21 protein-coding genes are annotated in these 14,206 nt (G+C 41.1%); 3 read left to right on the forward strand and 18 right to left on the reverse strand.

Going from position 1 to position 14,206, the window contains the following annotated elements:
* Positions 1-56: 56 nt before the first annotated feature.
* From ACKA06_RS08435 to ACKA06_RS08445, 3 genes are all read right to left on the reverse strand, one after another.
* Positions 57-629, reverse strand: a complete 573-nt coding sequence (locus ACKA06_RS08435; protein WP_214874093.1) for a sugar O-acetyltransferase — start codon at positions 627-629, stop codon at positions 57-59.
* 62 nt (positions 630-691) lie between these two features.
* Positions 692-880: a hypothetical protein gene (locus ACKA06_RS08440; protein ID WP_214874092.1), complete on the reverse strand. Its 189-nt coding sequence runs from the start codon at positions 878-880 to the stop codon at positions 692-694.
* Between the two features lie 115 nt (positions 881-995).
* The gene (locus ACKA06_RS08445; RefSeq protein ID WP_214874091.1) at positions 996-1,877 is read right to left on the reverse strand and encodes a diacylglycerol/lipid kinase family protein; all 882 of its coding nucleotides are present in this window, start codon (positions 1,875-1,877) and stop codon (positions 996-998) included.
* A 164-nt stretch (positions 1,878-2,041) separates the two neighbouring features.
* On the opposite strand from ACKA06_RS08445, the gene ACKA06_RS08450 reads away from it, so the two are divergent.
* Positions 2,042-2,305 (forward strand): hypothetical protein, encoded by a 264-nt coding sequence (locus ACKA06_RS08450; RefSeq protein WP_032088632.1) that lies wholly within the window; start codon positions 2,042-2,044, stop codon positions 2,303-2,305.
* A gap of 62 nt (positions 2,306-2,367) precedes the next feature.
* On the opposite strand, the gene ACKA06_RS08455 is transcribed toward ACKA06_RS08450, so the two are convergent.
* The 5 genes from ACKA06_RS08455 to ACKA06_RS08475 form a co-directional block, all read right to left on the reverse strand.
* The gene (locus ACKA06_RS08455; protein WP_032088633.1) at positions 2,368-3,273 is read right to left on the reverse strand and encodes a glycine betaine ABC transporter substrate-binding protein; all 906 of its coding nucleotides are present in this window, start codon (positions 3,271-3,273) and stop codon (positions 2,368-2,370) included.
* A gap of 20 nt (positions 3,274-3,293) precedes the next feature.
* A complete protein-coding gene (locus tag ACKA06_RS08460) occupies positions 3,294-4,031 on the reverse strand; it encodes an ABC transporter permease (RefSeq protein WP_411159427.1) in 738 nt (245 codons plus the stop codon).
* A gap of 4 nt (positions 4,032-4,035) precedes the next feature.
* Complete coding sequence (locus ACKA06_RS08465; RefSeq protein WP_411159428.1) at positions 4,036-4,980, reverse strand: ABC transporter ATP-binding protein; 945 nt, start codon at positions 4,978-4,980, stop codon at positions 4,036-4,038.
* A 58-nt stretch (positions 4,981-5,038) separates the two neighbouring features.
* The gene (locus ACKA06_RS08470; protein WP_269751500.1) at positions 5,039-5,692 is read right to left on the reverse strand and encodes an ABC transporter permease; all 654 of its coding nucleotides are present in this window, start codon (positions 5,690-5,692) and stop codon (positions 5,039-5,041) included.
* A 145-nt stretch (positions 5,693-5,837) separates the two neighbouring features.
* The gene (locus ACKA06_RS08475) at positions 5,838-6,488 is read right to left on the reverse strand and encodes an RNA polymerase sigma factor (RefSeq protein WP_214874089.1); all 651 of its coding nucleotides are present in this window, start codon (positions 6,486-6,488) and stop codon (positions 5,838-5,840) included.
* 91 nt (positions 6,489-6,579) lie between these two features.
* Here ACKA06_RS08475 and ACKA06_RS08480 point away from each other — a divergent pair, with 91 nt between their 5' ends.
* Together ACKA06_RS08480 and ACKA06_RS08485 are read left to right on the forward strand one after the other, a co-directional pair.
* The gene (locus ACKA06_RS08480) at positions 6,580-6,996 is read left to right on the forward strand and encodes a VOC family protein (RefSeq protein WP_214874088.1); all 417 of its coding nucleotides are present in this window, start codon (positions 6,580-6,582) and stop codon (positions 6,994-6,996) included.
* A 39-nt stretch (positions 6,997-7,035) separates the two neighbouring features.
* Positions 7,036-7,464: a GNAT family N-acetyltransferase gene (locus ACKA06_RS08485; protein ID WP_064565735.1), complete on the forward strand. Its 429-nt coding sequence runs from the start codon at positions 7,036-7,038 to the stop codon at positions 7,462-7,464.
* A 61-nt stretch (positions 7,465-7,525) separates the two neighbouring features.
* Here the strand turns inward: ACKA06_RS08485 and ACKA06_RS08490 are convergent, their stop codons facing one another.
* From ACKA06_RS08490 to ACKA06_RS08535, 10 genes are all read right to left on the reverse strand, one after another.
* Positions 7,526-7,777 (reverse strand): hypothetical protein, encoded by a 252-nt coding sequence (locus ACKA06_RS08490; protein ID WP_064565737.1) that lies wholly within the window; start codon positions 7,775-7,777, stop codon positions 7,526-7,528.
* A gap of 20 nt (positions 7,778-7,797) precedes the next feature.
* The gene (locus tag ACKA06_RS08495; RefSeq protein WP_214874204.1) at positions 7,798-8,382 is read right to left on the reverse strand and encodes a kinase; all 585 of its coding nucleotides are present in this window, start codon (positions 8,380-8,382) and stop codon (positions 7,798-7,800) included.
* Positions 8,383-8,407: 25 nt separating this feature from the next.
* On the reverse strand, positions 8,408-9,763 hold the full coding sequence (locus tag ACKA06_RS08500) for an NAD(FAD)-utilizing dehydrogenase (RefSeq protein WP_411159451.1): 1,356 nt from the start codon (positions 9,761-9,763) through the stop codon (positions 8,408-8,410).
* A 130-nt stretch (positions 9,764-9,893) separates the two neighbouring features.
* On the reverse strand, positions 9,894-10,388 hold the full coding sequence (locus ACKA06_RS08505; RefSeq protein WP_198257663.1) for a hypothetical protein: 495 nt from the start codon (positions 10,386-10,388) through the stop codon (positions 9,894-9,896).
* Positions 10,389-10,407: 19 nt separating this feature from the next.
* The gene (locus ACKA06_RS08510) at positions 10,408-11,088 is read right to left on the reverse strand and encodes an HAD hydrolase-like protein (protein ID WP_411159429.1); all 681 of its coding nucleotides are present in this window, start codon (positions 11,086-11,088) and stop codon (positions 10,408-10,410) included.
* Positions 11,089-11,097: 9 nt separating this feature from the next.
* The gene (locus ACKA06_RS08515; protein WP_214874085.1) at positions 11,098-11,466 is read right to left on the reverse strand and encodes a DUF2975 domain-containing protein; all 369 of its coding nucleotides are present in this window, start codon (positions 11,464-11,466) and stop codon (positions 11,098-11,100) included.
* Positions 11,439-11,573 carry a hypothetical protein gene (locus ACKA06_RS08520; protein ID WP_318293685.1) on the reverse strand — a complete coding sequence of 45 codons (135 nt, stop codon included), beginning with the start codon at positions 11,571-11,573 and terminating at the stop codon, positions 11,439-11,441. Before ACKA06_RS08520 ends, ACKA06_RS08515 begins: the two co-directional genes overlap by 28 nt.
* Positions 11,574-11,738: 165 nt before the next feature.
* Entirely contained in the window at positions 11,739-12,815 is a 1,077-nt protein-coding gene (gene rlmN / locus ACKA06_RS08525; RefSeq protein ID WP_032088643.1) for a 23S rRNA (adenine(2503)-C(2))-methyltransferase RlmN, read from the reverse strand.
* 177 nt (positions 12,816-12,992) lie between these two features.
* On the reverse strand, positions 12,993-13,631 hold the full coding sequence (locus ACKA06_RS08530) for a FusB/FusC family EF-G-binding protein (protein WP_411159430.1): 639 nt from the start codon (positions 13,629-13,631) through the stop codon (positions 12,993-12,995).
* Positions 13,632-13,795: 164 nt separating this feature from the next.
* Positions 13,796-14,059 carry a CD3324 family protein gene (locus ACKA06_RS08535; protein WP_032088645.1) on the reverse strand — a complete coding sequence of 88 codons (264 nt, stop codon included), beginning with the start codon at positions 14,057-14,059 and terminating at the stop codon, positions 13,796-13,798.
* Between the last annotated feature and the right edge of the window lie 147 nt (positions 14,060-14,206).

Consider the following 14,206-nt stretch of genomic DNA (forward strand, 5'->3'; position numbering starts at 1 on the left):
TTAAAACGCTGAATGACTTGTTCAGCGTTTTTTTATGCATTCATCGTAACTGGCTATCACATTGGATTGGTTAAGTCGATTTCTTTTATGATTCTTGCAGGGTTTCCGCCAACCACTACATTTGAAGGTATATCCCTCGTTACAACTGCACCGGAAGCAACCACCACATTATCTCCGATTGTTACCCCTGGATTGATGATGGCCCCGCCGCCAATCCATGCGTTATTACCGATAACGACCGGTTCGCCGTATTCCATCCCCTTGATCCGCTCATATGGATTGACAGGATGGGTGGCGGTATAGATATGTACTCCAGGTGCAAGCATGCAATGATCACCGAATCGGACTTCACATACATCAAGGATCACACAATCAAAGTTCGCAAAGAAGTTGTCACCCGTGTGGATATTATAGCCGTAGTCACATCTGAAGTTCGGCTCCATATAAACCTTTTCACCGGTTGAGCCAAACAACTGCTTGATCAGGCCCACGCGCTCGTCATATTCGGTTTCCTTTGTTGCATTGAAATGTCTGACAAGTCTCCTTGCGTGTTCCCGTTCTTTCACCAGTAATTCATCCCAGGGCTTGTATAACTCCCCATCCATCATTTTTTGTTTTTCTGTTTTCATATTTTCACTCCTTTTTTACACAGATTTCTATTCAATAAGAGACCGGTATTAATAAAGGGAGTTTACTGTACTTCTCTATACAATCTTTCCGCCCTTCTGACACTGAGTGCTAATATAACCAAGGAGAATACAATGGCGACCACCCATAATTGATTTTCTCTCACAGCAAATATGATGGATGCAATACTTAATGATAAAGCCGTTATAAATCCCATTACAGACTTTATGTCTGTTAACACCTTCTTGTTCATCTCATTACCTCCCAAAGCCCATGACGTATAATACTCATATATTAACATAAAATTCCATAAGACATTTAAAAAGATCGAACATTTCTGTTCGACCTTTCTTGTGCTGAATGTCTCTTTAAGGAACCATTACCTCAATGTGATTTGAGATTACCCCCAGTTCTATAGGCAGCTTCTGTCCCTCCTCTCCATCCACATTCGTGATAAGCTCGTCCGGAGAAGACAGTTTGATAGATTTTGCCTTGAAATAAGTCACATCTTTATTCTTTTTCAACTTTCCGGTCATGATGGAAGACATGACGGCAGGCAGTTTCAGTACATTAATATCGTCTATAATATAGCAATGGATCATCCCGTCATCTACCTCAGCATCTGGAGCAATCTTTTCAAATCCTCCAATCGAATTGGTCAGTGCAGCAAGGAATAATAATGAATTGCCCTCCCAATACTGACCGTCATATTCTATTGCCAGTGGGTAGGTAGGGTTTGATGCCAATGTTTTTACCCCTTCAAGGACGTACGCAAGGGGTCCCATCTTCGTCTTTTCCTCTGGGGAAACCTCATACACCGCTTCTGCAATCGCCCCTGCAGCAACAATGTTGACAAAATAGTCTTCATTGATTTTCCCAATATCAACTTTTCGGATCTTGTGATGCCGAATTAGCTCAATTGCTTCCTTGGGGTCCAAGGGAATATTCAGTGCTCTTGCAAAATCGTTCACGGTACCCATCGGGATGATTCCGAGCTTCGGCCTATGATGTTCATCTATAAGGCCATTGATCGTCTCATGTAAAGTACCGTCTCCCCCTATTGAAATGATAAGATCATATTCATCTTTACATGCATTTTGACAAAATTTTGTTGCATCGAGCTCTTTCTCTGTTTGACTGATTTTCACCTCATAACCTTGCTGACTTAATATCTGCTCTATTTCTTCAACATAATCGACTGCTTCTTCCTTTCCCGAAGAAGGATTCACGATCATCATTGCTTTATTCATCTTCTTTCCTCCCAGTTGTCCCAGATATACGTATATATACCTCAAACTGGATCACAAAAAACCAGCAGGGGATTTTATCGTTAAGATGGAATATATGTTTATCTCCTCTATTTTAAGGATAAACCCTATACAATTCCTTTTTTAGGACTAGGAGGTTCAACCTTATGAAACCATGTGATCAACATCAGATAAATGAACAAAGCAAACCAGAGCGGAAGAGCACAAAATCCCGTGACCAGGACTACCATAACCTGATCTTATCCACCCTCCAGACGTGTGAGTCACTTTCAATCAAGCCAACCATTTCAATGCTGGTTGATTTTTCCGGTCTGTCAGAGGAAAAGATATTGGAAATCATGGAGGACTACTATAAAAAAAGCTCCTCTTTGGACAGATTGAAATCCATGGATGATAATTCTTCTTCCTGAATTCAAAAAAGAGTGTGTACCTTTAATGGCACACACTCTCTTCCTGATCATTTGTCCACTGATTAATCTTCCAATAATCCATTTTCCACGAGCCAATCGTGGGCAACTACGGAAACACTGTTTCCTTCGATATCTACTTTATAATTCAGTTCACGCATGATATCACTGTTCAGTTTATCAGCCAAACGGGCAGTGATTTCTTTTATTTCCGGATATTTTTCATATGCTTCTTCATTGATGCTAACTGCAGCACGATATGGTGGAAAGAAATGCTTATCGTCTTCTAAAGTGACAAGTCCGTAATCCCTGATCGTGGCATCTGTTTCAAAAGCAACAGATACATCAACCTGATTGTTATCCAGGGCACGCTGTGTCAGTCCTATGTCCATTTGTTTGATATTTTCTGCACCGAAGCCGAAGCCATATTTTTTTTCGACTCCGGGAAGTCCATCCGGACGGTTTGCAAATTCCGCATCGGAAGCCATCGTCAGTTTTCCTGGGTTATCATTAACATATGATGCAAGATCACTGATCGACTTAATACCCAGCTCCTCCGACTTTTCCTTAGTCATCGCAAGTGCATATGTATTATTGACCTCCGACATATTCATCCAAAGAATTCCGTTCTTGGCATCAATCGCTTTTACTTTTTGGAAAGTTTCCTCCGGATCTGATATCGGCTCTTTCCCCATGTATGTAATGAGAGCAGTACCGGTATATTCCCACATAAGATCCACCTGTTCATTTTCCAGAGCCTTTCTTACGACCGTACTGCCCAGGTTGTTCATCTCCTTGACTTTGAAACCTTCCTCTTTGAGCAAAAATGCCGTCATCTCAGAAAGCAGGTACTGTTCCGTAAAATTCTTTCCTCCGACTGAAACTTGCTTCCCTCCTCCTACACTTGAACAGGAAGAAAGGAAAAGTGTAAGAGCCACTGCAAGTACGAGAGTCAGTTGTTTATTCAGCATACAATCACCTCCGTTTCTTGTTACATTCCACCGGTTCGCTTAATCCCTTCAGAAACGACTGCCCGTTCCAGCAGTCTGAGTAAGAAATCCACTGATATCGCCAGCAGTGTGACCGGGATTGCCCCTGAAATTAAATAACCGTTATCAAATAATTGAATACCTGTAAAAATCCAGACACCTAGTCCTCCGCCTCCGACTACATAGGCAAGTGCTGCAGTCCCGATATTCAATACGACAGCTGTCCTGATCCCCGCTAAAATGGAATAAGCCGCATTTGGGAGTTCGATTTTAAAAAGGATTTGAGATGGAGTCATCCCCATCCCCCTTGCTGCATCTTTTAAATTTTCATCAAGGGAATCGATACCGGCTACTGTATTTCTGTATATCGGGAGCAGGGAATAAATAAACAGTGCAAACACAGCCGTTTTAAAGCCAATTCCAAGTATACTGATCATAAGAGCGAGAACAGCAAGACTCGGTATGGTCTGACCAAAGTTTACAGTATTCGAAACAGCCCACTCAGCCCTCCTGGACGACTTGCGTGTAATCAGGATCCCTGCTGGCACTGCAACTGCTATAGCTAAGAGGGATGATACCAGGACCAGCTGAAAGTGTTGTTTTAATAATAATAGAAACGTGTTGGTTTCACTGAAGATATAACTGAAATATTGATTCTTTACCGCCCAAACCATAAAGATAATGACCAGTGCATACACCAAATAACGAACAAGCAGGCTGATCAGTTTTTTCTTATTCATGAAATCATCCTTTCACAGCCTGAGAGGTTTTGCCCTTGATTTCATAATGAAGATATTTCTGGACACGGTCAATCGTAATCGCACCAAGTCTATCCCCGGCATGATCCAAAACAATGACCTGCTCTGCTTCCTGGTTTAATAGCATGGAAAGTGTATTCCTCAAATCATGATGCACGCTTATCGTTTTTGTATCCTCTATGGTTTCATCAATATCAACAAGTCCGATAATTTCTTTTAAATCAGAAATGGTATGCAGACTTAAACTCTTTATCGCCCTGTCTTTCCCGAAAAATTCATACACAAAGTCATTTTTTGGCCGCACGAGCATTTCGGAGGGTGAATCATATTGCATGATTTCCCCGCCTCGCAGTAAAACGATTTTATCTGCCATCTTGATTGCTTCATCGATATCGTGACTGACAAACAGAATGGTCACTTCTTTTTGAATCTGCAAAAATTCATCCTGTATTTTTTCCCGGATGATCGGATCGAGAGCACCGAACGGTTCGTCCATTAACATGACGGGTGGATCTGCTGCAAGTGCCCGGATTACGCCGATCCGCTGTTGTTGACCGCCTGATAATTCATGCGGATAGCGTTTTCTATATTTGTCGGGACTCAAGCCGATCATACCCATCAATGAATCAAATCGTTCTCTTTTCTGTTTTTTATCCCATCCCAGCATATCAGGGACAATCATTACATTTTGTTCGATTGTCATATTGGGAAATAATCCGTTGCTTTGAATGACATATCCGACTTTTCTTCTTAACTCTATTTCATTCAGTTGCATGGAATCCTGACCATCGATGATGATCTTGCCTTCGGAAATGGATTCAAGCCTGTTCACCATGCGAAGCAATGTTGTCTTTCCACAGCCTGAGGGGCCGAGAAGGACAACTATGTTACCCTTTTCCACGGTGAAATCAACTTTGTTGACGGCTGTCACTCCGCCTTCATACGTTTTTGTTGTTTGATTGAACGTTATCTATCATCTTTTCACCTCTTTAGATAGATATTCTTTTGGGTGTGAAGCGTTTTTGTATCCACATAAGAATGCCATCCGCAATGATCGCAAGGATTGCAACGGCAACAGATCCACTGATAATTAAATAATTATCCCCCCTGGAGATTCCCTGGGTGATAAGGACGCCCAGTCCTCCAGCTCCTATATAAGCTGCAATGACCCCAATTCCAATGTTAAGCACCACCGCTGTTCGGATACCGGCCATGATCAGCGGAAAAGCATTCGGAATTTCTACACGGAACAATCGTTGGTGTGTTTTCATTCCGAGCCCCTTTGCTGCATCTCTCATTTCAGGACTGACATTCTTAATTGCTGTATATGTATTCCGGATGATGGGCAACTGGGAATAAAGTACCAGTGCTACAAATGCGGGGACAAAACCGATTCCCTGATTGATGATCGAGAAAATGGGGATCATGACTCCGAATAATGCTATGCTTGGAATTGTGAGCATTACCGATGCAATCTGCAAAACAGTCTCCGCCAGATAATCATTCGTAGTCAAATAAATCCCAAGCGGGATACCGATCAAAAGTGCAACGAAGATCGCCAACCCGACAAGTACTGCGTGTTCAATCGTCATATCCAGGATTCTCGGAGCATTGACTTCAAGGAACTTCATCCATTTATCCAATCGAAACCCTCCTTTTAATAAGTTTTGGGCAAAAAAAAATCGATCAGGCCAATAGCCCAGTCGATTGTTAGTATACCCTTACAGAAGCTTAACATTCTTTTGACAAACTGTCTAAAACTACGCTTTTCCCCGTGATGGATTTTCATTAATTAACAATTTCGAGGATGTTCCCATCAGGGTCACATAAATGTATACGCCTGGTACCTGAGTCTCTTCCTATCTTAAAATGTCTTGACTCCAGCAGCCGGCAAAGGGTAAAAAGCGAGGCGGGGCGGCTGTGCTTGATCGCCCTTGTCAGTTCGGAAATCAACTCATGATCTCGGGGCAAACGTTGGACCTGAGGTGTGTAGTCCCTCATTTCCTTTAATCTCGACCTTGAACGTGATAATGCCGTTTTTACTGATTCATCCGAAATTCTGAGCATCTCTGCGATTTCTTGAGAACGGTAATTGAAAACATCTTTCAAGGTAATGAGAACTGCCTGACGGATTGGCAATTTCATCATCAGCTCCTCAACCAAACCTTCGCAGGTAACAAAGTCTTCTTCAAACTGGTAAAGCTCTTCCCTGAAACCGGTGACGGCTTTTTTCTTTCTTAATTCGTCGATAAAAAGGTTTTTTGCCACTTTGCACAGAAAACTAATAGTGAACTCTCTTTCAGGATCACTCTTTTTTAGCGAGTATACCTTAGTCAACGTCTCTTGAACCAAATCTTCAGCTGCCCAAGGTGAACCTGTCTGCTTTAAACAAAAACGGTAGAGGCGGGACATGGTTTTGTCTATATTATCGAATATCACGGCAATCCTCCAATTTTTTTGAAAAAGTGTGTAACTTTTCGTTCTTTTCATTCGTTAGCAGAATGATTTTAAATATGTTAGGAGTGGGCTTATGTTCAAAGTAGGAAGCGTATTCATACCAGTGACAGATTTAAAGAAATCCAAGAAGTGGTATCAAGATCTACTAGGTGTCAAATTAATTGATGAATGGGACGGCGGCGCCGGGTTTTATTTCCCTGCCTGCCCGACTCAGATGGGCTTGGTGCAAGTAGAGAAACCTCAGCCGTCAGAGTTTTCAATAGATAAAAACAAGAAAAATTCTTATTATAACTTTCTCGTTGCGGATATTGATGAGGCTTATTCCCATTTTAACAGAAATGGTGTCAGAACTTCAGAAATAGATGAGTGGGATGGGATGAAATTTTTTGATTTTATTGATCCTGACGGTAATCCTTTCAGTGTCGTCAACGAAGTGGAAGGTTCTCCTTTTCACAGGGAAGAAGTAAAGAGAATGCAGGAAAATAAATAAAACTTGATTAACATAATAACGAAACAAGGAGCGGGGGATATGACAGTCATTAAGGAATTGAAGAGCGAGACAGACTGGCTTGAGGCATACCCCTTGATGAAGCAGCTAAGGACTCATCTGGACCGGGACCAATATCTTGAATTAGTAAAAGATTCGGCTGCTTCAGACGGATATCAACTGGCGGCTTTGTACTATAACGAAAAGATTGTGGCTGTCACCGGGTTTATGCCCATGATCACACTTTATAATGGAAGATTCATTTGGGTATGCGATTTAGTCACTGATCCTAATGAGCGCTCGCAAGGTCACGGGCGTGAATTACTTTTGTATGTCGAGAAGTGGGCAAAGAATCATGGTTATGAGCGCATCTCTCTTTCATCGGGACTTCAGCGGATTGATGCACATCGATTTTATGAAGAAAAAATGGAGTATCAGAAAAAAAGCTTTGTTTTCTTGAAGGACTTATAAAGGGCATACGATGAAAGGTTTAAAGATGGTTTGACCTTTTAAAAGAGCCTGCGCATGCCGGTCATGCAGCAGGCCCGTTTCTTTTAAGTTCGCGGAAAGTAATGGTTGAGAATGCTGCGTACATGAAGATTGATAAAACACCGGCCGCAGTTGAGAATATGAATAGTTTATATAAACTGAATAATCCCCATAACATGATCGCTGCAAGAAACAACTTACCTTTAACTGGATTATTCCGGTATATAGATAAAAATACAGCCAAAGCCAATGTCATGCTTATCGCATGCACGATGATAAGTATTACTCCCCACATGGTCAGGACCTCCTTCATTTCTATGTGTTGATTATATAATCGGCACTTTCTTCAGGATTTACATTCATTAAGTAGTAGTCCTCAGCTTTCCAATACCGTTTCTTGAACTTTTCCAAGCGGGACTGCGTTAGTTCACTTTCCCTTCTGAATCGTGTCTCCCTGTCACAGTTTAAATAGATGACATAATCAAGATAGTCCTTCCATTCTTTCCGTTGAAGAAATACCCCTTCAATCAGGATACATCCGGTTGATGGGATATTTATATCTTTCGGAATTTGAACATCCTTTTCCCCATCATAAAATTGAAGTTTCAAGAAGGTTGAGTTCCTAAGCTGTTCAAACATGTCTTTTCTCAACTTTTCCACATTCCACTGAAGAAAATAATACTCTTCCCATTCTTCAAATCCGGTATTATATCTTTTAGAACATGTCTCGATAAAGTCATCCAAATGCAGACAAACATGATCGATATGATTATCCACCAAGAATTTTTCGACCATATTCACACACGTTGTTTTCCCCGATCGGCTCAATCCATCAACACCAATTACGATGAGCTTACTTTCATTGTTATACATAATCTTTTCAAACACACTAAAGTCCATCATTGGTATCCCCTAAAATTATTTTCTATGCACCTAAAATGTCTGCGAGGTGTTTTCCTAAGTATATCCCGCTTGCTGCAGCCTGGGAAAGAGAATGAGTGACTCCTGAGCAGTCACCGATCAAATATATCCCTTTCACTTCACTTTGAAGGAATTCGTCAGTAAATAACTTGGGTTCATAGAATTTGGCATCCAGTCCGTAAACAAGTGTATCTCCATGAATCTCTTCACCAAGCAGATTTTCCAGTGCAAAAAGAAAGTCGAGCAGGGCTTGACTATACAGTTGAGGTATTTCTTTCCTGACATTCCCGATATCCGCATTCAGGGAGGGTACCACTCCATTGCCGGCAAGGGCTTCAGTTGGCATTCCATTCTTAAAGTCTGAAAGTTTCTGGACAACAACCCTGTCCTTTTCCCTGTTGATACTGCCAATGATCTCTTCTGCCCGGTTCATTGCATCATCATAGGAAGAATAATACCGCGGCACGAATAGCGTGAAATTCAAATTGGTGCTTGGAGTTTCTTTTTCATAAACGTTTTGTCCATCAGGCATAACTAACCCGTGTTGATGTTTCCTAATGATTCGTCCCCTGGGATTCATGCAGTATGTCGTTGCTTCATAATCCAGGCCTTGTATTTTTAATTTTGTCTCAAAAGTGTCTTTAAGGATCGACTTTAGCTGATCTTCTTTCATTTCCACCCGACATCCCATATCAAGCCGCGTTTCTCCCGGATAGACACCGAAAGACTCCATCATCTTCCTCAACCAGATGCTTCCGCTCATTCCCGTCCCAACCACTATGGTATCTGAGTGGACTTTTCCCTGATTGGTATGGAGTTCAAATCCCTTATCATTCTTGTGAATAGCTTCAACTTTAGTTTCAAACGAAAAAGTCATTCTGTCCTGCATGAACACATACATATCTTGAAAGATCTCCTGCGACAGACCGGTTCCCAGGTGACGTACTTCAGTTGAAAGTGCATGAAGGTCATGCCGCTTTGCTTTTTCGGAAAGAGCTTCGTTCTTAGTGCTGTATTTCTCCCTGACACTGCCACCGAATTTACAGAGAATCGCATCCACTTCCTCCATAAGTCGCAGCGCACGTTCATTTCCTATCTTCCTATGAAGTTCTCCTCCAAAATCATTTGTATAGTTGAATTTTCCTTCAGATTTCCCAAGTCCTGAAAAACCCGTATACTTGCTGCAAGAATCTCCGCACGTACATTCTTTTCCTTCATCAATCCCGCAGTGCCTGTTTTCCAGTTCTTTGCCAACATCTATCATATGGATACTGATATCCGGATTCTCATTAATCAGCGTATACGCGAAGAAAATACTGCTTACCCCTGCACCGATGATGGTGATATCATGATGATTCAATTCCAAAATAACACCTCTTTACCTGCAATGAATTTCTATAGATTTACAATCCAATCATTCTATTCTTATCTTAACATACTATTCTCCATGCCAAAGGCCCGTCCCTGCCAGCGAGAGACGGGCCTTGAAATCAATGTTTTTGTATGATTGTTCCAATCAGCTTTTTATCAACGAAACTGAACTCCATATTAATGTTGTGCATTTTATCAAAGTATCCAATGACAGCTGTCCCTGTGTCCGTTCTTTCATAGTAATGCGGACCATATGCATCTATTACTTTTTCGACTTCATCCCCTGCACGAATCCCTTTGGCAGTATTGTAATCGCCCCTGAAAACGTAACGGAAAACTTTCTTATCTTTTATACCGAATTCAACATCTTCATAGACAAGGTATTTAGTTTGTGTTTCAGGTATTTCATTCACTTCATAAGGGGCTTTCAAGTACGATAAAACAGTTTCTTCCTCAGTATCCAAAGAAACTCCCTTTACGTTCTCAAGAGAAAGATCTGTATGCTCAATGGTTTTATAAAAACTCTCTCGATCATTCAGATCCTGCCCATACCCTGTCAGCAGTATCAACGAAACTATAACTACCATACCTATTATCAACTGGCTCTTCTTCACCCGGCTTGCCCCCATTATGTTAAGACTTGATTTCATTTAGTCCATTAACGGTCAGAATAATTTGATTTAATTCGTTTAAATCCTCGATAATTGTATCAGCCAGCTTCAACTCATGCTCTTGAGAAAATTCAAAGCGGCACCCTATTGCCAGCAGTCCATTATCTTTTGCAGCGGTGATATCCGATAGCCGGTCTCCGACCACCGCACCACTCTTAATACCATGTTTCCTGCAAATCATATGCACCAAGTCTGATTTAAACAGTGAATCCACATGCTCAATACTATATGTTGCATCCAGCCAGCGGTCCAGCTTATAGTACTTCACGATTGCTTCCAAATAAGCAGGAAGCCCGTTACTGGCGATGAATAATTTCAATCCATGCCACTTTAATCCAGCCAGAGTTTCTTTTACATGAGGATACAGCTCACCTTTCCCGCCTTGAATGTTATCAACCAGCACTTCAAGGAAGTGTTCATCCACCCTCTCCCTTACTTCTTCTGAATGAAGGGGTATTAACGTTTCCCATACTTTCGGCAGGGGAACACCCATGATGTCCCGGTATTTCTCAATCGGGGGTGCCCCTTCCCATAATCCTTCACTCTCTAAGCGGGTGAAAGTGTCTTTAAGGGATAATTCTAAAATTCGATCTGTTTGAAATAGTGTTCCGTCCATATCAAAAATGACAGCATCGATCTTCATTTCCTCACCTCATATGGTTAATTCATTATCCGAATTCATTTCGAGTGCATGACTCAGCATTTCATGCAATAATGCAGAAAATATAGAAATGGTCATAGATGCCAATACAATCACCAATCCTGCTGCTGCAATACCGGGGTGCAGTGCACCTTGCAGGAGTAAAAATAAAGCACCTGCGGAATAAATCCCAGTAATGACCCATGCACATATCTTAATCATTCTTAACGTATTTGCCGCCTCTAGTGTAAACGCTTTGCCAGACTCAATGGACTGAATCAATCGATAAGCCTGATAAAGTGCAAGAAAAAATGGAATCTCAGTCGCATACAGGCCAAGGAGCACCGGCAGCTTCAAATACGCAAATTCAGGATTTTCCACAGCTGAAAATGCTGCTGCCCGGGCAGTCCAAAAATACTCAGTCCTGTAACAGTCAATCCGATTAAGATAATGGCTGATTTCAAGAAAAAAGTTGAAGTTTGTTTCATTACGCCCTCCCCTTCCATATTTTTCATTATAAGAGGTCATTTATTGTTTTTCAATAAATAATTATTATATTTCATGATTTATTCAATACAAATTGGTAAAGTCAACGTAACCAATGCAAAAAAACACGAATTCCAAATAGGAATCCGTGTTTTCATTCATCATAATCAGGATTTAGCCTTTTCTTTATCTTTTTTAATTTGCTTACTTCTCAATTGACCGCACGCTGCATCGATATCCGTCCCTTGTTCGACTCGGACACCGCAATTGATGCCGTGATCGAGAAGAGTGCCGTAGAATCCTACAATCGCATCTTTCGTACTTCGCTGATATTGATTATGTTCATCAACAGGGTTGTAAGGAATCAGGTTGACGTAAGATAAATGACGCTTGTCTTTTAATAACTTTGCAAGCTGCAGGGCCTCTTCTTTATGGTCATTGACATCGTGAAGAAGGATATATTCGAACGTGATCCTTCTATTCGTTTTCTCCAGATAATAATCGATAGCAGGCATCAATTTTTCGAGCGGATACGCACGATTGATTTTCATGATCTTCGTACGAAGTTCATTATTCGGTGCATGCAATGAGACAGCCAGGTTGATCTGAATGTTCTCGTCAGCAAATTTATAGATCTTATCCGCCAAGCCGCTTGTCGACACCGTGATGTGGCGGGCCCCAATGGAAAGACCTTTCTGATCGTTCACCACCCTGAAGAAATCCATCATATTATCATAGTTATCAAAAGGTTCACCTATCCCCATCACGACAATATGACTTACACGCTCGTCCTTGCCTTGTTCATCCAGATGGTGCTGAACATTCATGATCTGTTCAACAATTTCACCACTGGAAAGATCGCGGTTCTTCTTCAACAATCCGCTTGCACAGAACGTACAGCCGATATTACAGCCTACCTGGGTCGTTACACAGACACTCAAGCCATAATTAAAACGCATCAAGACAGTCTCGATCAGGTTGCCATCCTGAAGTTTGAACAAAAACTTGATCGTTCCGTCCTTTGATTCCTGTTTGATTTCCTGATCCAGCGTCTGTATATGAAAATGTTCATCCAATAACTTTATACAATCACCATTTACATTTTTCATCTCGGAAAAATCAGTCACTCTTTTTTTATATAACCAATCCCACACCTGGGCAGCACGGAATTTCTTCTGACCATGCTCTACCAGCCATGAGGTAAGTTGATCTAGTGTTAATCCATATATGGATGTTTTCTCCATTTAAAACCCTCATTTCAAACTAAACAAATTTTCTACTTATCTATACTACTTAAAGTGCAGCCATGTTTCAAGGGAATTATCCAGTTTACACAATATTGGAATTCCGTAATCCGATGAACGATACCGAAACGGATGCTTGTTAAACGTAAAAAAAGACCGGCCTCATTCCCGGTCGGTTTAGTGGTTCACTCTCTCAATAAAATCATCAAGCTTATCTAAACCCTTAAGCTTACCATTGCATTCCATACTATCCTGGCAGATATAATTCCCTTTTTTAACAAATGTTCCTTGAGAAGTTTTCTTGGATTGGGATACGAACAGGCCAACTTCTGAAAAGGTATGGCAAATGGTACAAAGTCCTTTTTTACTGCTGTTTTTAAATGTCCCCTTGATCCCTTTGAGCTTTCCATCTACATTAGCTACGATGTATTTACTTTCCTGCCCGAAGTCATTCCATCCAAGGTAAGATAAGGCTTTGTAATCCATTCCTTTCAAGTCGGGAACCCTAAGCTTCTTCACCTTGGGGAACATCTTTTTCAAAGCCTTTTCATTTACACTGTAAAAAGGTATTACATACTCTTTCAGTTCTTCCAGGTATTCTTCTGCGTGATTGGAATCTTTGATATCTGTTATTTTCTCAATCAGATTCGTCTCTTGAGATCCCGGCTCTTCGAACAGATCCATGACTTTATCTCTTACCAGTGCTCTTAAAGCTTGCAGCACCCCGAGATCATTCACGGCAGCATGGCCATTGATTAGCACCTGGGTCTGATAGCTTATGAAATTAAATTGGTCATTTCGAATAAATGCATCCATCTTGATCGCTCCTATATTGACTGTTATAAACATTTACTTCCATTCCACAATAATACATCACGGGTTAAAAATAAATGTAATAAATGATTCAGAAATAAACCATACATACAGTCTGCATGATGATTGAAAAAACCGGGAGCATGAAGCTTCCCGGTGAATGCTGGTTATTTTCGATAAACGATTTTCTTGATCGTTTCACAAGATAAATGATACTCCAATCCCAGTTGATCAATCGTCTTTCCGTTCTTGAATGCCTGCTTAATACCCGCATTCCGCTTATCAATAAACGCCCTAGATCCTGATTGACTTCCCCATTTCTTATAGGCATTTCTAGGTTTAGGGATATAAATTGTCTCCCCCTGGACATAATGTTGAATTTCCTTTAATAGTTTTTCCGGCAGTAAATCGTCTGCGTTCACATATTTCAACGAGCTCATCCCCTTATTTTTAATGAAAGTAAATAAGGAACAAAGCCCATCATTGGAAATATACGAAAAATGTACGGGCGATTAAATTCTCTTCCACCCCATGCAAAGTATCGCCATTCCAGTAACAGGCTTTGCATGAGACGCTCC

The sequence above is a fragment of the Rossellomorea oryzaecorticis genome (assembly GCF_045897515.1).
Taxonomy (GTDB): Bacteria; Bacillota; Bacilli; order Bacillales; family Bacillaceae_B; genus Rossellomorea; species Rossellomorea enclensis.

Coding starts and splice junctions, on each gene's coding strand:
- ACKA06_RS08450 (WP_032088632.1), top strand. CDS start 2,042: ATGAAACCATGTGATCAACATCAGATAAATGAACAAAGCAAACCAGAG.
- ACKA06_RS08435 (WP_214874093.1), bottom strand. CDS start 629: ATGAAAACAGAAAAACAAAAAATGATGGATGGGGAGTTATACAAGCCC.
- rlmN (WP_032088643.1), bottom strand. CDS start 12,815: ATGGAGAAAACATCCATATATGGATTAACACTAGATCAACTTACCTCA.
- ACKA06_RS08455 (WP_032088633.1), bottom strand. CDS start 3,273: ATGCTGAATAAACAACTGACTCTCGTACTTGCAGTGGCTCTTACACTT.
- ACKA06_RS08490 (WP_064565737.1), bottom strand. CDS start 7,777: ATGTGGGGAGTAATACTTATCATCGTGCATGCGATAAGCATGACATTG.
- ACKA06_RS08440 (WP_214874092.1), bottom strand. CDS start 880: ATGAACAAGAAGGTGTTAACAGACATAAAGTCTGTAATGGGATTTATA.
- ACKA06_RS08510 (WP_411159429.1), bottom strand. CDS start 11,088: ATGAAGATCGATGCTGTCATTTTTGATATGGACGGAACACTATTTCAA.
- ACKA06_RS08495 (WP_214874204.1), bottom strand. CDS start 8,382: ATGGACTTTAGTGTGTTTGAAAAGATTATGTATAACAATGAAAGTAAG.
- ACKA06_RS08530 (WP_411159430.1), bottom strand. CDS start 13,631: ATGGATGCATTTATTCGAAATGACCAATTTAATTTCATAAGCTATCAG.
- ACKA06_RS08445 (WP_214874091.1), bottom strand. CDS start 1,877: ATGAATAAAGCAATGATGATCGTGAATCCTTCTTCGGGAAAGGAAGAA.
- ACKA06_RS08485 (WP_064565735.1), top strand. CDS start 7,036: ATGACAGTCATTAAGGAATTGAAGAGCGAGACAGACTGGCTTGAGGCA.
- ACKA06_RS08480 (WP_214874088.1), top strand. CDS start 6,580: ATGTTCAAAGTAGGAAGCGTATTCATACCAGTGACAGATTTAAAGAAA.
- ACKA06_RS08460 (WP_411159427.1), bottom strand. CDS start 4,031: ATGAATAAGAAAAAACTGATCAGCCTGCTTGTTCGTTATTTGGTGTAT.
- ACKA06_RS08520 (WP_318293685.1), bottom strand. CDS start 11,573: ATGAAACAAACTTCAACTTTTTTCTTGAAATCAGCCATTATCTTAATC.